The organism is Streptomyces sp. ID05-26A, assembly GCF_033794685.1.
Taxonomy (GTDB): Bacteria; Actinomycetota; Actinomycetes; order Mycobacteriales; family Pseudonocardiaceae; genus Lentzea.
This window is the reverse complement of sequence record NZ_JARAYZ010000002.1, coordinates 2311616-2331563: the sequence shown is the minus strand read 5'-3', so window position 1 is coordinate 2331563 and position 19948 is coordinate 2311616. Positions and strand designations below refer to the sequence as shown.

16 protein-coding genes are annotated in these 19948 nt (G+C 70.1%); all 16 read left to right on the top strand.

Translation table 11 applies throughout. From position 1 onward, the window contains the following. Nucleotides 1-333 precede the first annotated feature (333 nt). Nucleotides 334-1635, top strand: coding sequence for a glycosyltransferase (locus tag PV646_RS26245; protein WP_500345088.1), 1302 nt, complete (start codon nt 334-336; stop codon nt 1633-1635). Further along, a complete protein-coding gene (locus PV646_RS26240) occupies nt 1632-2855 on the top strand; it encodes a cytochrome P450 (protein WP_229692974.1) in 1224 nt (407 codons plus the stop codon). The genes PV646_RS26245 and PV646_RS26240 overlap by 4 nt, the downstream gene beginning before the upstream one ends. A 581-nt stretch (nt 2856-3436) precedes the next feature. After that, the gene (locus PV646_RS26235; RefSeq protein WP_500344844.1) at nt 3437-6109 is read left to right on the top strand and encodes a helix-turn-helix transcriptional regulator; all 2673 of its coding nucleotides are present in this window, start codon (nt 3437-3439) and stop codon (nt 6107-6109) included. A gap of 49 nt (nt 6110-6158) precedes the next feature. Beyond that, nucleotides 6159-7160, top strand: coding sequence for a WD40/YVTN/BNR-like repeat-containing protein (locus PV646_RS26230; protein ID WP_500344843.1), 1002 nt, complete (start codon nt 6159-6161; stop codon nt 7158-7160). Next, a complete protein-coding gene (locus PV646_RS26225; RefSeq protein ID WP_500344842.1) occupies nt 7144-7797 on the top strand; it encodes a hypothetical protein in 654 nt (217 codons plus the stop codon). The genes PV646_RS26230 and PV646_RS26225 overlap by 17 nt, the downstream gene beginning before the upstream one ends. 64 nt (nt 7798-7861) lie before the next feature. Further along, nucleotides 7862-8707: an alpha/beta fold hydrolase gene (locus PV646_RS26220; RefSeq protein ID WP_500344841.1), complete on the top strand. Its 846-nt coding sequence runs from the start codon at nt 7862-7864 to the stop codon at nt 8705-8707. 61 nt (nt 8708-8768) lie between these two features. Further along, on the top strand, nt 8769-9734 hold the full coding sequence (locus PV646_RS26215; RefSeq protein ID WP_500344840.1) for a helix-turn-helix transcriptional regulator: 966 nt from the start codon (nt 8769-8771) through the stop codon (nt 9732-9734). Beyond that, nucleotides 9731-10702, top strand: a complete 972-nt coding sequence (locus tag PV646_RS26210; protein ID WP_500344839.1) for a helix-turn-helix transcriptional regulator — start codon at nt 9731-9733, stop codon at nt 10700-10702. Before PV646_RS26215 ends, PV646_RS26210 begins: the two co-directional genes overlap by 4 nt. Before the next feature lie 18 nt (nt 10703-10720). Next, complete coding sequence (locus PV646_RS26205; protein WP_189152602.1) at nt 10721-10993, top strand: bacteriophage holin; 273 nt, start codon at nt 10721-10723, stop codon at nt 10991-10993. Then, entirely contained in the window at nt 10986-11273 is a 288-nt protein-coding gene (gene tatA, locus PV646_RS26200) for a Sec-independent protein translocase subunit TatA (RefSeq protein WP_090070250.1), read from the top strand. The genes PV646_RS26205 and tatA overlap by 8 nt, the downstream gene beginning before the upstream one ends. 37 nt (nt 11274-11310) lie before the next feature. After that, nucleotides 11311-12309: a twin-arginine translocase subunit TatC gene (gene tatC / locus PV646_RS26195; RefSeq protein WP_500344838.1), complete on the top strand. Its 999-nt coding sequence runs from the start codon at nt 11311-11313 to the stop codon at nt 12307-12309. Beyond that, nucleotides 12306-13166, top strand: coding sequence for a diacylglycerol/lipid kinase family protein (locus PV646_RS26190; RefSeq protein ID WP_500344837.1), 861 nt, complete (start codon nt 12306-12308; stop codon nt 13164-13166). Before tatC ends, PV646_RS26190 begins: the two co-directional genes overlap by 4 nt. A gap of 46 nt (nt 13167-13212) precedes the next feature. Continuing rightward, complete coding sequence (gene htpG, locus PV646_RS26185) at nt 13213-15057, top strand: molecular chaperone HtpG (protein WP_500344836.1); 1845 nt, start codon at nt 13213-13215, stop codon at nt 15055-15057. A 246-nt stretch (nt 15058-15303) separates the two neighbouring features. Further along, complete coding sequence (locus PV646_RS26180; protein ID WP_500344835.1) at nt 15304-18045, top strand: DEAD/DEAH box helicase; 2742 nt, start codon at nt 15304-15306, stop codon at nt 18043-18045. A 96-nt stretch (nt 18046-18141) separates the two neighbouring features. Beyond that, on the top strand, nt 18142-18876 hold the full coding sequence (locus tag PV646_RS26175) for a DUF4333 domain-containing protein (RefSeq protein WP_500344834.1): 735 nt from the start codon (nt 18142-18144) through the stop codon (nt 18874-18876). Between the two features lie 55 nt (nt 18877-18931). Then, complete coding sequence (locus tag PV646_RS26170) at nt 18932-19948, top strand: hypothetical protein (protein ID WP_500344833.1); 1017 nt, start codon at nt 18932-18934, stop codon at nt 19946-19948.

Below are 19948 nucleotides of genomic sequence, written 5' to 3'. Positions count from 1 at the left end.
CTTCCTTCCGGTGCGCTAGCGGCGGGCAGGAATGGAGGGGGTTGCGTGGCTTCGTGGGAGCGATCCCACCAGGCGTCCCAGCGAACTTGGCTCGTCCGGGCAGTGCCAGTAGCGCCATTCTTCGGGCGGTGGCGGTGCGCCCGTATCCCCCGACAGAGCCGGTCGCGAACGGCTTCGCGGGACCGTGAGCGCTAACGAGACGGGCGGAACCCGACCTCCCCCCACTCAAGTGAGCGGGGTTTGTCTCGACACGGCGGGCCCCGCCGTGAACGGGGTGATGCTGACGCGAGCCGTTCAGCGGCCACCCCGGAGTTGGAGGCGACGTTGACCCGAGTGCTGATCGCGACGACACCGGCCCCAGGGCACGTCGTCAGCCTGTTCGAGATAGCCACCGAGCTGACGCGCCGGGGTCACGAGGTGCGCTGGTACACCGGTGAGGCCTTCCGGGAGCAGGTCGAACGGACCGGGGCGCGCTTCGAGCCGATGACCGAGGGACTCGACTTCGGTGGTCACAGCCGGGAGGAGGCTTTTCCCGGCCACGCCGGGCTGACCGGGTTGAAGAGCTTCAAGGTCGGTGTCCGCGACATCTTCTACCGCACCGCTCCCGGCCAGCTCGCGGACCTCCTGGCGATCCTCGGACGGTTCCCCGCGGACCGCATCCTGTCCGACGACATGTGCTACGGCGCGTGCTTCGCCAGTGAGCGCACGGGAATCCCGCTGGTGTGGCTGGCCAACTCCATCTACATCCTGGGCAGCCGCGACACCGGGCCGCTGGGAATGGGCCTGGGGCCGAGCACGAACCGGTGGAACCGCCTGCGCAACGGCGCGCTGAGGTTCCTGGGCGACCAGGTGTCCATGCGAGACCTGCGCGCCGAAGCCGACCGCGTGCGCGCGCAGGTCGGACTACCCCGGTTGAAGACGAGGGCGATGGAGAACATCGCCCGTCACCCCGACCTCTACCTGGTCGGATCGGTGGCGTCGTTCGAGTTCCCGCGCAGGGACCTCGCTCCGGGCACCCACTTCATCGGCGGGCTGTTCGGTGTCCCGCCCGCGAGGTTCGACCCGCCGTCGTGGTGGGACGAGCTCAACGGAGACCGGCCCGTCGTCCTGATCACACAGGGCACCACGGCCAACGACGTCGAACGCATGCTGGTGCCCGCCGTGCGCGCACTCGCCGAAGAGGACGTCCTCGTCGTGCTGACCACCGGCAGCAAGCTGGACGTGGAACGGCTGCTTCCGTTGCCGCGCAACGTCCGGATGGAACGGTTCGTGTCGTACCACCACCTGCTCCCGTACGTGGACGTGATGATGACCAACGGCGGTTACAACGGGGTCAACGCCGCTCTCGCGCACGGGGTGCCGTTGGTCGTCGTGCCGGCCACGGAGGAAAACCCCGACGTGGCAGCGAGAGTCGAGTACGCCGGTGTCGGCGTGGTCGTGAAACCCCGTGCTGTCAGCGAGTCCGGTCTCCGTGCCGCCGTGACCACCGTGCGGGCGAACGAGCGCTACCGGCGTCGTGCCGCGGAGATCGCGGTGGACCTGAACAACAGCAACGCACCGCAGCGGGCGGCCGACCTGATCGAGTCCGCTGTCGTTCACCAGGACCAGATTCCGACCGGAGGTACCGCGCGTTGAACGGGACGACGAACACGGGGCTGCAGGCCCCCGAGACGACCATGCCCATCGATCCCGGCCCGTTCGACTGCATGCCCGAACTGCTCGCCGCCGCGCGGGTCGCTCCGGTCGTGCGGATCCCGTACCTGGGCCGGCACGCGTGGGTGGTGTGCGACCGCGAGCTCGTCAAGGTCGCGCTCGCGCATCCGAAGATGGGCAAGGACATCACGCTCGTGCCCGAGTTCATGAAGCAGCCGGGCCTGATGGTGGGCTCCCAGCCGCCGCCGGAGTACGCGCGGGCGATGATCATGAGCGACGGGGAGGACCACGCGCGGATCAGGCGCCTGCACGCGCCCGTGCTGAGTCCGCGCAACACCGAGAGGTGGGGCGAGCGGGTCAGCGTGAAGGTCGAGGGCTTCCTCGACGAGCTGGAGCAGCGCGGTGTCCTGGGGGACAACGAGGTCAACGTCGTCACCGACTACACCCACAAGATCCCGCTGGCGTTCATCTCGGAGATGCTGGGGCTGCCCGAGGAGGCCGAACGGCAGCTGCGCAGCATCACCGACGTGATGCTCTACTCGTCGGACTACGAGGCCAGGACGCTGGCCGTGCGGGCGCTGTACGGGGCGGTCGAGGGCTGGGTGGCCGATCCCGCCCCGCTGCGCGACGGCGTCATCACCGGGCTCCTGGCGTCCTCCAACGGCATCGACGCCGCCGTGACGGAGGGCGAGGTGATCGTGTGGACGCTGGGCATGATCATCACGGGCTACGAGACCACGGGCAGCCTGATCTCCGCGTCGCTCTTCGAGGCGCTGCGGCGGCCCGTCGAGGAGAGGCCGAAGACCGAGGACGAGATCAAGTCGTGGATCGAGGAGGCACTGCGCGTGCACCCGCCGTTCCCGCACCCGACCTGGCGCTTCCCCCTGGAGGACATCGAGCTCGGCGGGTACCTGATCCCCAAGGGCGCGCCCGTGCAGGTGAGCATCGCGGCGGCCAATCGTGAACCGGGGGAGGAGGCGGACAGCTTCGATTCCGCGCGGGGCGGCCACGGCCATCTCTCGTTCGGTCTCGGCATGCACTACTGCATCGGCGCGTCCCTCGTGCGCCTGGAGGCCCAGATCGCGGTGAGCGGGTTCCTGCGCCGTTTCCCGGAAGCGCGGCTGAGCACCACCACGCCGTTCGAGTGGGAATCCGAGTGGATGATCCGCCGGATGAGCGTCCTGCCCGCGACCTTGCGCTGACGGGAATGTGAACGTCAACGATCGCCTCGTCCGGTGAAATTTCGGTTTCGTCGGGGCGAGGCGATCGTTCCGCGGCGGCCGGCGAAATGAGACGACCGGATTGCCGCGAAACTGACCGAAGGAGGCCGCGGGCTGCCCGATCTGTGCCCGGAAATGCGTCTCGGCCGGTCGGGGCGGCCGCTGGGGCGGCATTCCACTCGACTTTCGCCCGTCCTCGTCATCCCCTCGGTGAAGAACCCACATGTGCGGGTTCTGTCAAGAGAGTTGACACGACGGGTGACATCGCGCGACTCTCCAGGTAGATGAGGGAGGTTCGCGGATGACGCCGTCGCGCATTGTTTCCACGGGAAACCCGCGTCTTGATTGGCGAATTCTTGCACTAGGGTTGTGAATACCTCACTTGCGTCGTTCCCGACTGTGCTCACAGGACAGGAAAACAAGTGTCGTGCACACCTCTCGGCGAGAATCTCGTGTGGGATCGCCCAGCTGATCTGCCCGTCTCACTCCCGTTGCACGGACGTGACGAGGAAACCCGGAGGATAAGACGGTTCATCCTGGCGGCCGAGTCCCGGCAGGCACGAATGCTCGTGGTGGCGTCCCCGGCGGGCACGGGCAACACCAGGCTGGTGGCCGAGGGCGTGGCCCTGGCCGCGGCGCGCGGCTTCTCCGCGATCGACCTGTCACCCGGCGCGTTCCCGGCGGACGGCCCCCACAGCGTGAGCGCGCTGACGGCCCAGATCGAGCCGCGGCTGGTCCAGCGGCTCCGGCACGGCCCGGTGCTGGTCACGCTCGACGACGCCCATCGCACGCCGCCCTCGGTGCTCGGTGCCGTGAGCGCGGTGATGGCCAAACTCAGAGACCTGCCCGTGTGCTGGCTTCTCACCGTGCACGCCGAACACTTCGCCACGGCCGCGAGCGAGATGCTGCAGGACATGGCGCGCGTTCTGCCGTGTGACTGGCTTGAGCCCCTCACGCCGTTGTCGGACGACGCTGCGTTCGCCATCGCCGCCGACCTGCTGGGCGCGGCGCCCGACCCGGACATCGCCTCGCTCGTCGGCAGCGCCGGCGGAACCCCGGCCGGGGTCGTCGAGGTCGTCCTGGACCTGGTGCGGGACAACCACGTCCAGGTCGTGGGCGGCGTCGCCCGGCTGATGGCGGGCCCGATGGACCGAGGCATCGCCTGCGCCGTGTCGCCGGAACCGGCCGGGCAGTTGCCGGGGTCGTTCCGGCGGATGATGAGCGCGCGGCTGCACGGGTTGTCACCCCAGGCGCAGGACGTGCTCCAGGTCGCGGCGGTCCTCGGCAGCGGCTTCGCGCCGGAGGACCTGGCGGAGATGCTCGGCGAGCCCGTGGCCGTGCTGCTGCGGCCGCTGCGGGAGGCGCTGGCGGCCGGGTTCCTGCGCGGGGGCGGGCCTGAGTTCGTCTTCCACCGCGAACCGGTGTGGCGGGCCGTGCTGGGCTCCGTGCCGGAACCGATGCGGTCGGCGTTGCACCGGCAGACCGCCACGATGCTGCAGGGCCGTGAGCGTCAGGACGCGGTGTCCGTCGCCGTGCACCTGGTGCACTGCGCGCGAACCGGCGACGCGCGGGCCATCAGCGCCGTCGACGAGGCCGCGCAGAGCCTGCTGCCGGACTCGCCGGAAGCCGCCGCCGCCCTCGCGATCAACGGCCTGCGGATCACCGAGCCGGGCGAGCCGAACCGGACGGCGCTGGGTGTCACGGCGGCCGCCGCGCTGGTGCGGATGGGCAGGCTCAGCCAGGCAGTGGAGCTCTCGCGGGAACTGCTGCACCCCGACGACCCCGGCCACGTGCAGTCGGCGTCCGTGCTGCGCACCTGGCAGACCATCGCGCAGATGCTGCGCGGCGACGCCACGACGGTGTGCACGGTCGGGCTGGAGGTCACCGAGTCGGCCGCGCACGGGCACGACCTGTCGCCGGAACTGTTGCTGCTCAACATCCTGTCGCTCTACAACCTCACCGCCGCGATCGGCATGGCGGACCAGGTGCTCGCGCAGTCCTGCCAGTACAGCCCGGACGTGCTGGCCGCCGCGTTCACCGTGCGGGCCATGGCGAGCTGGCGCGAGGGCAGCCTCGACGCCGCGATCGAGGCCGCCGAAGCCGCCGTGGTGGTGCGCCACGAGCTGACCAGGATCTGGCAGAGCGATCCACTGTGGACGAAGGTCTGGATCCTCACCAGGCTCGGCCGTCTCGCGGAGGCGCTGGCCGCGGTGGACGAGGCGTGCGGCACGGCCGAAGCGCACGGAACCGGTGTGATGACGTCGGTTCCGCTCACGCTGCGCGCGGCCGTCCTGCTGGCCCAGGGAGATCTCGCCGCCGCCGAGGCCGCCGCGACCACCGGTCTCGCGGCCTCCGAACTCGCCGAGATGCCGTTGTTCCAGCCCCAGCTCGGCGCGGTGCTGGTGCTCTGCGCGCTTCGCCGGGGCGACCTCGTCACGGCCACCGACGGACTGCGCAGGCTCGAGGAGTCGATCCCGGCCGGACAGTCCCACCCGTGCGCGGTGACGCTGCGGCTGATCGCGGGCCAGGTGGCCGCGGCCAACGACGGCGCGGTGGCGGCGATCGACGAGATCCGCCCGTTCGCGGAGGACCCCGGTCTGCGCACCCAGCTCCTGCTGGAGGCGCCCACGGCGACCGCGTGGTGCGTGCGCACCGCGATGGCCGCCGACGACCACGCCCTCGCCGACCTGCTCGTGAGCACGGCCGAGGAGCTGGCGCTCGTGAACCCGAAGCACGACTCGGTGGTCGTGGCGGCCGCACATGGCCGCGCACTGGTGAAACAGGACGTCGAAGCGCTGGCAGAACTGCGGGACAGCTGCACCGACCCGTGGACGAGAGCCTCTCTCGCGGAGGACATCGCCGCCGTACACCTCGACACGTGCCGTGAGCAGGCAGTCGACGAACTCAACCGCGCGCTCATCGGGTACGACGAGATCGAGGCCGAACTCGACTCCGCCCGAGTGCGCCGCACGTTGCGACGGCTCGGCGTCCGGCGGCGCCGCACCCCGGCGAGACGCGCGGACGAGCCCGAACCCGAACCCAGGCCGCGCACCGGCTGGGACAGCCTCACCGGCACCGAGCAGAAGGTCGCCCGCCTCGTCGCGGACGGGCTGACCAACCGCCAGGTCGCGAAGGAGCTCTTCATCTCGCCGCACACGGTCGGCTTCCACCTCCGGCAGATCTACCGCAAGCTCGCCATCGGGTCCCGGGTGGACCTCGCCCGCATGGCCCCCTGACCGCCGATCGGGGGTAGGAAGCGATCTCCGGCTCGACCAGAGTGACCGCATGAGGATCATCGTGGCGGCGCTCGCCGCCCTTCTGGTGCTGCCCGGGGTGGCGTCGGCGACGGACACCTACTGGGAGCTCAAGCCGACCGGCACGGACGCCCGCCTGCGGGGCCTGTCCGCCGTGTCCGGCCAGGTCGCGTGGGCGAGCGGGTCCAAGGGCACCGTCCTGCGCACGACCAATGCCGGCCGGACGTGGGAGTCCGTCGGCCCGCCCGGAACCGAGGCCCTGGAGTTCCGCGACATCGAGGCCTTCGACGCGCGCAACGCCGTGGCGCTGTCGATCGGGGAGGGCGAGTCGTCCCGGATCTACCGCACCTCCGACGGAGGCAAGAACTGGCAGGAGGAGTTCCGCAACACCGACCCGAAGGCGTTCTACGACTGCGTGGCGTTCTTCGACCGGTTCCGCGGGCTTGCGCTCAGCGACCCCGTCGACGGCAGGTTCCGCGTGCTGCGGACCTGGGACGGCGGCCGGTCGTGGCACGTCAACGACCCGAAGGGCATGCCGGACGCGCTGCCGGGCGAGTTCGCGTTCGCGGCGTCCGGGCAGTGCGTGACGACCAGCGGCAACCACGCGTGGATCGCGACCGGCGGCGGCGCGAAGGCACGGGTGCTGGAGTCGCGGGACGGCGGCCGGTCGTGGAAGGCCAGCGAAGTGCCGTTGCCGTCCGGTGAGGCGGCCGGGGTGTTCGCGGTGGCGTTCAAGACGCCGTGGCGTGGGGTGGCCATCGGCGGCGACTACCTGAAGCCGACGGACCCGACGCCTGCGTTCGCGACCAACGACGGGCGTGGCTGGAAGGCCGGGAAGCAGGCACCCGTCGGGTACCGCTCCGGCATCGCCTACCGGGGCGACGGGCTGGTCGCGGTCGGACCGTCCGGCACGGACACCAGCAGGGACGGCAAGACCTGGAAGGTCGCGGACACCGGGAGCTTCGACACCGTGGACTGCGTCGGGCACACCTGCTGGGCGGCCGGGGAAAAGGGACGTGTCGGCCGCACGTGAGATGCGCCTGCACCCCGGTGAGACCGAGGCCGCGGGATGGCGCGTCGCGAAGCTGACCGACGTCGTGCGGCGGTTGCGGGAGGAGGCCGACGTCACCGGGCGTCCCCTCCTCGCCGCGATCGACGGACGCGGCGGCGCGGGTAAGTCCGGCCTGGCCGAACGGCTGCGGACGATCGTTCCCGGCTCCGCCGTCGTGCACACCGACGACGTCGCCTGGCACCACGCGTACTTCGACTGGGGCGGGCTGATCGCGGAGAACGTCCTCGCACCCCTGCACCGGGCCGAGGCGGTGGCGTTCCGGCCTCCGGCGTGGGTCGAGCGCGACCGTCCCGGTGAGATCCGCGTCCCCGCCGGGACGGACGTCGTCTGGATCGAGGGCACCGGGATCATCCGCGCGGAGCTCGCCGGGTGGCTCGACGCCACGATCTGGGTGCAGGGAGACCTGGACGAACAGGAACGCCGGCTGGTCGCCCGCGATGGCGACTCCGCGGAGCAGCGGAGGCACGTCGCCGCCTGGCTCGCGGAGGAACTTCCTTTCCTGCTCCGCGAACGGCCGTGGTCGAGGGCGACCGTCGTCGTGGCAGGTACGACCGCTCTCGCCCACGATCCCGCGTCCGAGATCGTGGTCGCGGTGTAACGCTCGCGAGGCCCGCACCGAAGAAGCACGTGTCGGCGGCGCCCTCGCGGGGTAGCCGACGTGAGTGTTCGAAGGCTTCTCGTTGCGTTGCAGGGACGTTGGCGAGGCCGTGCTCAGAGTGAGGACCGGCGGTGCAGGGCCGCCGGTCCTTCTCCTTCACGGCCATCCTCGGACGCACACCACATGGCACCGCGTAGCGCCGTTGCTCGCCGACGACTTCACGGTCGTGTGCCCGGATCTGCGCGGCTACGGCGAATCCAGCAAACCCGGTGACTACTCGAAACGTGCGATGGCACGTGACTTCGTGGAACTCATGCGCGGACTCGGTCACGAGAAGTTCGCCGTCGCCGGACACGACCGGGGTGCCGCCGCGGCGATCAGGCTGGCGCTCGACCACCCGGACCGGGTCACCCACCTCGCCGTGCTCGACGGGCTGCCGATCGGCGCCCACCTCGCCCGCGCCGACGCCCGGTTCGCCCAGGCCTGGTACCACTGGTTCTTCCTGGCCCGGCAGGACCTCGCCGCCGCGATGATCAACGAGAACCCCGTCCTCTGGTACGGCGGCCGCTACCACGACACGCCCCTCGCGATGGGCGTCGAGAACTGGGCCGACTTCCAGCGGGCGATCCACGACCCCGAGACGGTGCTCGCGATGTGCGGCGACTACCGGGCCGGACTGGAGGTCGACCGCCACCACGACGACGAGGACCTGGCCGCCGGACGCCGGATCACCTGTCCCGTGCTGGCCCTGTGGTCGGCCAAGGACGACCTCGGCGAGCTGTACGGCGACCTGGCCGGGATCTGGGCCGAATGGGCCGACGACGTGCGGGTTCGTTCTCTCGACTGTAGACACCACATGGCCGAGGAAGCACCCGTCGAACTGGTGCGCGAGTTGCGGTCGTTGTTCTGAACGGACCGTTGACGACAGGTGGTGATGAGGTTTCAGTGCGCGCACGCGTTAGGGTCTGTGCGTGGCCATCGCACGTGCCGAACGCCTCGTCAACCTGGTGTTGTGCCTTCTGTCGACCCGTCAGTACCTGACAGCGGAGCGCATCCGCGCCATCGTCCCCGGCTATCACGAAGCGCCGACGGACGAGGCGTTCTTCCGCATGTTCGAACGGGACAAGTCCGAGCTGCGTGATCTCGGCGTGCCGCTCGAGACCGGGCGGCAGACCAACGCCGAGGGCGCGGAGGACGGCTACCGCATCGCCCGGCGCGACTACGAGCTCGGCGACATCGACCTCGAACCCGACGAGGCCGCCGCCGTGGCGCTGGCCGCCCGGCTGTGGGACTCGCCGCAGCTCACGGGCGCCGTGCACGGCGCGTTGATCAAGCTGCGGGCCGCCGGGGTCGACGTCGACCAGGACACGCCCGCCACCGTCGAGCCCAAGGTACGGGCCAACGAACCCGCGTTCCCGCCGCTGCTGGCCGCCGTGCAGGCGGGGCAGGTCGTCGCGTTCGACTACCGCAAGCCGCCGCCGGGCGGGCAGAAGGAACGCACGGTCGAGCCGTGGGGCGTCGTCGCGTGGCGCGGCAAGTGGTACCTCGTCGGCTGGGACCGTGAACGCAACGACACACGCTGCTTCCGGCTCTCCCGCGTCGTGGGCGCCGTCCGCACCGTGGGCAAGCCCGGCGCGTTCACCGTTCCCGACGGCACGGACCTGATGAGCCTCATCGCGCGCACGCAGGCTGATCCGCACCACACCGCGCCCGCCAGGATCTGGGTGGCCAAGGACCGGGCGCAGGGCGTGCGGCGGCACGCGAAGGTCGTCGAGGAACGCGACGGCGGCGACGTCGTCGAGATCGACCTGAAGTTCCCCGACTCGGCCGCCAAGTGGCTCGCCGGGTTCGGGCCCGACGTCGTGGTGCTGGAGCCCGAGGTCCTGGCCAAGTCGGTCCGCGACCGCCTGCAGGGCGCACTGGAAGGAGCGCGGTGACCGCGTCGAACGAACGGCTGCCGCGGCTGCTCGCCCTCGTGCCGTACCTGCTCAACCGGCCCGCCATCACCGTCAAGGAGGCCGCGGCCGACTTCGGCATCACGCCCAAGCAGCTGCGGAAAGACCTCGAGCTGCTGTGGATGTGCGGCCTGCCCGGCTACGGGCCGGGCGACCTGATCGACCTGTCGTTCGAGGGCGAGACGATCACCGTCTCGTTCGACGCGGGACTGGACCGGCCGTTGCGCCTGACCGCGGCCGAGGCGGCGTCGCTGCTGGTCGCGCTGCGGGCGCTGGCCGACACCCCGGGTGTGGTCGACACGGACGCCGTGCAGCGGGCGCTGGCCAAGATCGAGGCGGCTGTGGGCAAGGCGCAGCCGGCGGGCATGGTCGTCGGGCTCGGCGCGTTCGAGCGCGGGGAGACAGCGGAGGTCCGTGCCGCGGTGCAGGACGCCGTGAAGCGCGAACGGGCCGTGCGCATCCGGTACTACTCGCAGTCGCACGACGCGATGAGCGACCGAGTGGTGGATCCGATGCGTCTGCTGCTCGTCGAAGGCCGCGGTTATCTCGAAGGATGGTGCCGCTCGGCCCTCGGCGTCCGGCTGTTCCGGCTGGACCGGATCGACGAGGTGCAGGCGCTCGACGAGCCCTCGTCGCCTCCGCCGCACGCCCAGCCGACCGATACATCGGAGGGCTTGTTCCACCCCAGGGACGACCAGAAGGTCGCCGTGCTGCTTCTCGAACCGGACGCCCACTGGGTCGCCGAGTACTACCCCGTTGATCACTCGGCGGAGCTCTCCGACGGCCGCACGCGAGTCCTCATGCGGTACGACGACCCGTCGTGGATGGTCCGCCTGCTCCTGGGTCTGGGCGGTGACGTGCACGTGGAGAAGCCGCAGGAACTCGCCGCCGAGGTGGTGCGGCAAGCCCGTGAGGCATTGAGCCGGGCAGATCACCTGCTGTCCACCTGAGCCGTATACCGTGTGCTTGTGCCGTCCACACCGACCCTGGCGCTGATCGCGCTCGGCCTGATCGTCCTCATCGGAGGAGCGGTCCGAGTCATCCGATCCTTGCGTCGATTCGCCCGCGCCCGCACTCTGGTGGGGGACAGGGTCGGTGACGGCGTCGGTCTGCTCAAGGCGCGCACCGCGGCGCTGAAGGTGGCCATCGCCGGGCGGCGGCCCAAGGAACAGGCCCGCACCAGGGCAAACCCCGCGTACGATCGTCGTGGCGGGGGAGACAGGAGGATCACCAATGGGTAACCTCGGACCCACCGAGCTGATCATCATCGCTGTGGTGATCATTCTGCTGTTCGGTGCGAAGAAGCTTCCCGACATGGCCCGGTCGCTCGGCAAGTCGGCGAAGATCTTCAAGGCTGAGACCAAGGGCCTGCGCGACCAGGACGCGGACGACGCGCCGGTCCAGCAGCAGCCCGTGCAGCAGCCGGTCCAGCAGCTCCCGCCCGCGCAGCCGCAGCCGGTGCAGCAGCCCCAGGTCGCGCCTCCCATCGAGCAGACCACCCAGAACAAGGCCAACAACTGACCTTGCGGTCTCCTGACTTGTAAGGACGGTCGACGCGGTGGCAGGTCCGTTCCGGTGGGTCGCTGAACGCCGGGAACGCGGCAGGCGCCGTCGGGGCAACGCCGACGGCACGATGTCGCTCAAAGAGCACCTTTACGAGCTGAGGTACCGGCTCGGCCTGGCCATGCTGGTCATCGCCGTCGGCGCCATCTTCGGCTTCATCTGGTTCCAGGTGCGCCTGGGCCCGATCCCGTCGCTGGGTGACATCCTGACGGGGCCGTACTGCCAGCCGGATCTGGCGCAGTACCGGGCGAAGATCACCAACGACGGCTCCTGCGCGCTGCTGCAGACCGAGCCGTTCGAGATCTTCATGGTGCAGCTGCAGGTCGGCACGGCGGCGGGCGCGGTGCTGCTCAGCCCGTTGTGGCTGTACCAGATCTGGGCGTTCATCACGCCCGGCCTCTACCTCAAGGAACGCAAGTTCGCGCGCGTCTTCGTCGGCGCCGGCGCGGTGCTGTTCATGGCCGGCGCGGTGCTCGCGTACCTGGTCGTGCCCGAGGGCCTGAAGGTTCTGCTCGGCTTCGGTGGCGACAACTGGGTCACGGCGCTCACCGGTAGCAAGTACATCAACTTCGTCATCACGATGCTGTTCATCTTCGGCGTCAGCTTCCTGATCCCGCTGGTCGTCGTGATGCTCAACCGCGCGGGCGTGCTGTCCTACGAGCGGCTGGCGAAGTGGCGGCGCGGCCTGATGATGGGCCTGTTCGTGTTCGCCGCGATCGCGACGCCCGGCACCGACCCGATCTCGATGGTCGTGCTGGCCCTCGCGCTGGTGCTGCTGTTCGAGATGGCGACCCAGATCGCCCGGATCCACGACAAGCGCAAGGCCAAGCTCCGCACGGCCGAGGGCTGGGACGCGCTGGACGACAACGAGGCGGCGCCGTTCGACTACGTCGCCTCCGACGCCGACGGCAACGACCCCGGTGAGAAGGCCATCGGTGAGAAGGCCGTCGCCGCGGAGCCGCCGAAGCGCGTGAACTACGACGACGCCACGTGACGCGGGCAGCCTTACTGGTCTGCCCGGCGTCGGGCAAGGGGCGGGCGGCCCGGATGGCCGGGTCGACCGCCGCCGCGCTGCGCCCGCACGTCTCGTCGCTGACGCAGCTGGTCGCGCACGACGCCGAGGGCACGCTGGAGATGGCGCACGAGGCCGTCGCCTCCGGGGTCGACCTGCTGGTCGTGCTCGGCGGTGACGGAGCCGCCCACCTGGGCATCCAGGCGGTCGCGGGCACGTCCACGGCGCTGGGCATCGTCCCGGCGGGCACCGGCAACGACCTGGCCGCGGCCATCGGCTCGCAGTCGGTCGAGGACGTCGTGCACGGCACCCGCAAGCAGCTCGACCTCGGGCGGTTGTCGACGGGGCAGTGGTTCGCGACGGTGCTGTGCGCCGGGTTCGACTCCGCGGTCAACGAGCGGGCGAACGCGATGCGCTGGCCCGCCGGTCCGCGCCGCTACGACCTCGCGATCGTGGCCGAACTGGCGTCGCTGAAGTCGGCGCCGCTGGTCGTGACGACGGAGTCCGAGACCTTCGAGCTCGACGCCACGCTGGTCGCGATCGGCAACACGCCGAACTACGGCGGCGGCATCCCCGTGTGCCCGGCCGCGGACGCGCACGACGGGTTGTTCGACGTCACGGTCGTCGAGGGCGGCAGCCGGTCGATGCTGGTCCGGATGCTGCCGACGTTGCGCACGGGCAAGCACACCGAACACTCGGCCGTGCGGACGTTCCGCGCCCGTGAGGTGTCCTTGTCGGGTGCAAACGGGTGGATCGCCTACGCCGACGGCGAACGCCAGGAGGCGTTGCCGGTGACGGTTCGCACGGTTCCCGCCGCCCTGACCGTCGTGGGTCGCTAAGTTGTACGGCTGTTCGGTTCGTTTTTCGGTTCTTCGGTAGGGATTCATGGAGACGCTGGAGTTTCAGTCCGAGGCACGTCAGCTGCTGCAGCTGATGATCCACTCGATCTACTCGAACAAGGACACGTTCCTGCGCGAGCTGGTCTCGAACGCCTCCGACGCGCTCGACAAGCTGCGGCTGGAGTCGTTCCGCGACAAGGACATGGTCGTCGACGTCGACGACCTGCACGTCGTGATCGAGTCCGATCCCGCGGAGCGCACGCTGACCGTGCGGGACAACGGCATCGGGATGACGCGCGAGGACGTCGTGCGGCTCATCGGCACGATCGCGAAGTCCGGTACCGCGGAGTTCCTCAAGCAGCTCAAGGACCAGCAGTCGGGCAGCGCGTCCGACCTGATCGGCCAGTTCGGCATCGGCTTCTACTCGTCGTTCATGGTGGCGGACAAGGTCACCCTCGTGACGAAGTACCCGCACGCCGAGAAGGGCGTGCGCTGGGAGTCGTCCGGCGAGGCCACGTACACGATCGACGACGTGGACGACGCCCCGCAGGGCACCTCGGTCACGTTGCACCTCAAGCCGTCCGACGACGAGGACCGCCTGCCGGACTACACCGAGCCGGCGAAGATCAAGGAGATCGTCAAGCGCTACTCGGACTTCATCACCTGGCCCGTGCGCCTGGGCGGCGAGGAGATCAACTCCCGCAAGGCCCTGTGGGCGCGCCCGGCCTCCGAGGTGACGGAGGAGGAGTACGCCGAGTTCTACCGGCACATCAGCCACGACTGGAACGCGCCGCTCGAGACCATCCGCATGCAGGCGGAGGGCACGTTCGAGTACCAGGCCCTGCTGTTCCTGCCGTCGCAGGCGCCGATGGACCTGTTCATGCGCGACGGCAAGCGCGGCGTCCAGCTCTACGTGAAGCGCGTCTTCATCATGGAGGACTGCGCCGAGCTGATGCCGGAGTACCTGCGCTTCGTGAAGGGCGTCGTCGACGCGGCGGACCTCTCGCTGAACGTCTCGCGCGAGATCCTGCAGCAGGACCGCCAGATCCAGCTGATGCGCCGCCGTCTGGTGAAGAAGGTCCTGCAGTCCATCAAGGCGCTGCAGTCCTCCCGCCCCGACGACTACGCGAAGCTCTGGGGCGAGGTCGGCGCCGCGCTGAAGGAGGGCCTGCTCTCCGACGCGGACAACCGCGACGCGATCCTGGAGGTCTGCTCCTTCGCCTCGACCGAGTCCGAGTCCGACCTGACGACGCTGGCCGCGTACGTCTCGCGGATGAAGGAAGGCCAGGAGCACATCTACTTCATGACCGGCGACTCACGGGTCGCCGTCGAGAAGTCGCCGCACATGGAAGCCCTGCGCGCCAAGGGCTTCGAGGTGCTGATCCTGACCGACCCGATCGACGAGATGTGGGTCGACTCCGTCCCGGCCTTCGACGGCAAGACCCTCCAGTCCGTCGCCAAGGGCCAGGTCGACCTCGAGACCGACGAGGAGAAGTCGGCCAACGAGGCCAAGACCGCGGAGTTCTCCGACCTGCTGACGTGGATGGGGACGTCGCTGGCCGACGACGTCAAGGAGGTCCGCCTCTCGACGCGCCTGACGACCTCGCCCGCGTGCGTGGTCGGCGACGCGCACGACATGACGCCGACGCTGGAGAAGATGTTCAAGGCGATGGGCCAGGAGGTGCCGAAGGTCAAGCGCATCCTGGAGCTCAACCCGTCGCACCCGCTCGTCGAGGGCCTGCACGGGGCGTTCGCGGCCGGCGAACGCGAGTCGCTGACCGACACGGCGGAGCTGGTCTACGGGCTGGCGCTGCTGGCCGAGGGCGGGGAGCTGGCCGACCCGTCGCGCTTCGTGAAGCTGGTGGCGGACCGGGTGCAGCGCACGTTCTGACGCTGGTGGGGCGGTGGCCGGAAGGCCGCCGCCTCGCGCGGGCCGGGGGCGTGCCACGACCGAGTGCATGCCCCCTCACCTGCGAAGACGTGCGGGTTCTGTAGTCCGGAACCGCTCCCGCCTGACCGGCACCTCCATCTCTGGCCGGCCTTCCGCTCGCACCACGGTTCGCTCGATAGCTTCAGTGTTGTCTGAAGTTGGTCAATGTCGGCGGCGATTGTCGGTGCGATGTGAAAGCCTGATGGGGTGTCAAGCGCTTCGCGGTCCCCGGCCGAGGCCTACGCCGAATCCCGGCGTCGTGCCGAACGGCCCAAGCTGACCGATTTCCTGTCCGTGATCTCGTTCGAGCTGGACCCGTTCCAGCGCCAGGCCTGCGAGGCCCTGGAAGACGGTCACGGAGTGCTCGTCTGCGCCCCCACCGGTGCCGGTAAGACGGTGGTGGGCGAGTTCGCCGTGCACCTCGCGCTCACCGAGGGCCGCAAGTGCTTCTACACCACGCCGATCAAGGCGCTGAGCAACCAGAAGTTCGCCGACCTCACCGCCAGGTACGGGCCGGAGAACATCGGCCTGCTCACCGGTGACACGAGCGTGAACGGCGGCGCGCCGGTCGTGGTCATGACGACCGAGGTGCTGCGGAACATGCTGTACTCGGGTTCGTCCACTCTGGACGGGCTCGCGTACGTCGTGATGGACGAGGTGCACTACCTCGCCGACCGCTTCCGCGGGCCGGTCTGGGAAGAGGTCATCCTGCACCTGCCCGAGCACGTGCAGGTGGTCGGGCTGTCCGCGACGGTCAGCAACGCCGAGGAGTTCGGCGAGTGGCTGGTCGAGGTGCGCGGCGACACGACCGTCGTGGTCGACGAGCACCGGCCCGTGCCGCTGTGGCAGCACATGATGGTCGGCAACCAGATGCTCGACCTGTTCGAGGGCGACCAGACGCACGCGCGGATCAACACCCAGGTGCTGCGCAAGACCGAGGAGCTGGCGCGCTACCACGTGCCGTTCAGCCGCGGGCGCAACCGCGGCGCGAACAGCGCCAGGGCGGGGCGGGGCAGCGGGTTCAAGCCGCCGTCGCGCACCGACATGATCCAGCGGCTCGACAACGCGTCGCTGCTGCCCGCGATCGTGTTCGTGTTCAGCCGCGCGGGCTGTGACGCGGCGGTCGCGCAGACGGCGCGGGCCGGGCTGCGGCTCAACACTCCGGAGGAGACCGAGGAGGTCCGCCGGATCATCGACGAGAAGACCCGCGACCTGCCCGAGGCCGACCTCGGCGTGCTGGGCTTCTGGGAGTGGCGCGAGGCGCTCGAGCGCGGCATCGCGTCGCACCACGCCGGGCTGCTGCCCGCGTTCAAGGAGACGGTCGAGGAGCTGTTCGTCCGCGGGTTGTGCAAGGTCGTGTTCGCGACCGAGACGCTCGCGCTGGGCATCAACATGCCCGCGCGCACGGTCGTCCTCGAGAAGCTCGTGAAGTACAACGGCGAGGCGCACGTCGACCTCACGCCGGGTGAGTACACGCAGCTCACGGGCCGGGCGGGGCGTCGTGGCATCGACGTCGAGGGGCACGCGGTCGTCGTCTGGCAGCCGGGGATCGACCCCAAGGCGGTCGGCGGGCTCGCGTCCACGCGCACGTACCCGCTGCGCTCGTCGTTCCGGCCGGGCTACAACATGGCCGTCAACCTCGTGAACCAGCTCGGGGCCGAGTCCGCGCGCGCGATCCTGGAGCAGTCGCTCGCGCAGTTCCAGGCGGACCGCTCGGTGGTCGGGCTCGCGCGCCGCATCGAGCGCAACAAGGAGGCGCTCGCCGGGTACACCGAGGCGATGACGTGCCACCTGGGCGACTTCACGGAGTACGCGGCGCTGCGCCGCCGCATCGGCGACCGGGAGAAGCAGCTCGCGAAGCAGAACACGAACTCGCGGCGCATCGAGACGGCCAAGTCGCTCGAACGGCTGCGCAAGGGCGACGTGATCGCCGTGCCGTCCGGGCGGCGCAGCGGCCTCGCGGTCGTCGTCGACCCCGGCCTCGAGCCGATGGGGGAGGCGAAGCCGCTGGTCGTCACCGAGGACCGCTGGTCCGGCCGCCTGACGTCGGCCGACTTCCCGTCGCCGGTCGAGGTGCTCGGCCACATCCGGCTGCCCAAGCAGGTCGACGTCCGGTCGCCCAAGTCGCGGCGCGACCTCGCGTCCACGATCCGCAACACTGGCATCACCGTGCCGTCGCGCGGTCGCCGGCAGACCACGGCGGACGACGACCCCGAGCTCGCGACGCTGCGCCGGGCCCTGCGCGCGCACCCGTGCCACGGCTGCGACCAGCGCGAGGACCACGCCCGGTGGGGCGAGCGCTACCACCGGCTGCTGGCCGAGAACCAGCAGCTGGAACGCAAGGTCGCCGCGACGACGCACTCGCTCGCCCGCCAGTTCGACCGCATCCGCGCGCTGCTGCGCGAGCGCGGCTACCTGAGCGAGGCCGAGGAGGTCACCGCCGACGGCAAGCGCCTGACCAGGCTCTACAGCGAGTCGGACCTGCTCGCCGCGGAGTGCATCCGCAACGGCGTGTGGAAGGGCCTCAAGCCAGAGGAGCTGGCCGCCGTCGTGTCGTCGCTGGTCTACGAGGCGCGCCGGGACGGTCCCGTCGAGGCACGCCTGCCGCAGGGCCCGGTGGCCGACGCGATGCTCAAGACCGTGCGGCTGTGGGCGGAGATCGAGGACGACGAGCGCCGTCACAAGCTCGAACGCATCACCCGCCAGCCCGACCCCGGTTTCGCCTGGCCGGTGTACCGGTGGGCGCGCGGCGAGTCGCTCGAGAAGGTGCTCAGCGCCGCCGAGGCCGGTGGCAACGAGCTCGGCGCGGGCGATTTCGTGCGCTGGTGCCGGCAGGTGATCGACCTTTTGGACCAGATCCGTGAGGTGGTCGGCCGACAGGACCCGGTCGGAGCCGCCGCCGCCAAGGCCGTCGACGCGCTGAGGCGCGGAGTTGTGGCGATGATGTGACATGAGCCTGACGAAGGTTTTGCGAGTCGGAGTAAAGACTGACGTGCACGGTGTGATTGGATTTCGCCGCAACGTCGTACACACGGAGGTCGACAGATGAGCAGCCCGTACGGACCGTCCGGAGGGAACGATCCTCAGCAGCCGTGGGGCCAGCAGCCGCAACCGCCGCAGCAGCCTTACGGGGGCGGTTTCCCTCCTGGTACCCCGTCCGGCGGCTTCCCGGCCCAGCAGCCGGGGCAGCAGAACCCGTACGGCCCGCCGCAGCCCCAGCCGGGCCAGCAGCAGCCGTACCCGGGCTTCGACCCGTCGCAGCAGCAGACTCAGCAGTACGGCGTGCCCGGTCAGCAGCCGCAGTCGAACCCGTACGGCACCCCTGCCCAGGACCCGTACGGCCAGCAGACCCAGCAGTACGGCATGCCGGGCCAGCAGCAACAGGATCCGTACGGCCAGCAGCAGCCCAACCCGTACGGCCAGCAGCCGGGCTACGGCCCGCCGATGCCGCCGAAGAAGAAGTCCAGCGCGGCCATCTGGGTGGCCGCCGTGGTCGTCGTCCTGCTCGTGGGCGGCGTGCTGTTCACCGGGTTCGTGTCGCCGGCCTTCTTCAAGAAGAAGATCTTCGACAACACGGCCGTCCAGACCGGCATCGTCCAGATCCTGAAGGACGAGTACAAGATCTCCGACGTCGGCGCCGCGACCTGCGCGGGTGAGAACGAGGTCAAGCCCAACACCTCGTTCGAGTGCAAGGTGCAGGTCGGCGGCAAGGACAAGAAGGTCAAGATCGTCGTCAAGACCGAGGACGGCGAGTACGAGGTCGGCCAGCCGACCGGCTGATCCTCGCCCGCACTTCGCGATAGCCTCCCCCAGAGCGCTTCTGGGGGAGGCTTTCTTGTCTGTTCGTCATTTCGTGTTCCCAGCGGTCGAGTCCGCACCGCGTTGCCCGCTGAAGGTCGTGCGGCTGTTCCCGGACGGCACCGAGGAGACGTTCACGCGGGACTTGGCGTGGGAGCGGTCGAACACGCTCGAGGACGCCCTGCCCGCCGGGGCGTGGGAGACCGGGCCGGAGTACGCGACGGTGTTCCTCACGGACATGGTCGTCGAGACGCGTGCGGCCGAGCACGCGCAGCCGCACGCCGACGGGTTCGTCTACCACGCGTTGTTCCGCGAACGGGCGGACGTCCTGGACCTGGACGCGTGCCACGGCCTGGTGCGGCGGGGTCAGGACGAGGTCCTGCACGAGCTGGCTCCGGACGGCTCGTGGCAGCCGTGCCGCGAGGAGGTCCCGGCCTTCGCCGTGCGGAGGTGGGCCACGCCGGGACCGGCGGCCATCGCGATCGACGCCGAGGAGGCCGCCCGGCTGGTGGCCCGTGGCGTTCGCGCGCCGGAGCGGTTCGAGTGGCACGTGATCTGGGACGAGAACGACGCGATCCCGGCCGGTGTGGTCCGCGTGCGCGCAGACGGCAGCGAGGAGGTCTTCACGAGGGACCTGGTGTGGGAGCTCTCCGACCTGCGGCACCACACGCCTGTCCGCGTCCGCCCGGCGACCGGACCGGAGGCTCAGCGGGCGATCTGTGAGATGGTCCGCCTGATGAACCTGTGCCGGCGCCGCGACGAGGGCGGCCCGTACCAGTACTACGGGATCTTCGACAGCGAACGGGACGCGGTGGACCCGCGCACCGCGTCCCAGATCGTCCGGCAGTCACGGGACAACGGCCGGAGCTCGACGCTGAACCGCTGGGACGCGGAGACGTGGAACTTCCGGACCGAGGACGGCTGGACTCCCACGGAGGTGCTGCGCAAGATCGACGTCGGCTCCACCAACCAGGAGGCGGTCCCGATCACGCCGGCCCAGTTCGAGGAGATCGTCGAATGGATGAGGCAGTGGCATCGGGCCTACGGAAACTGA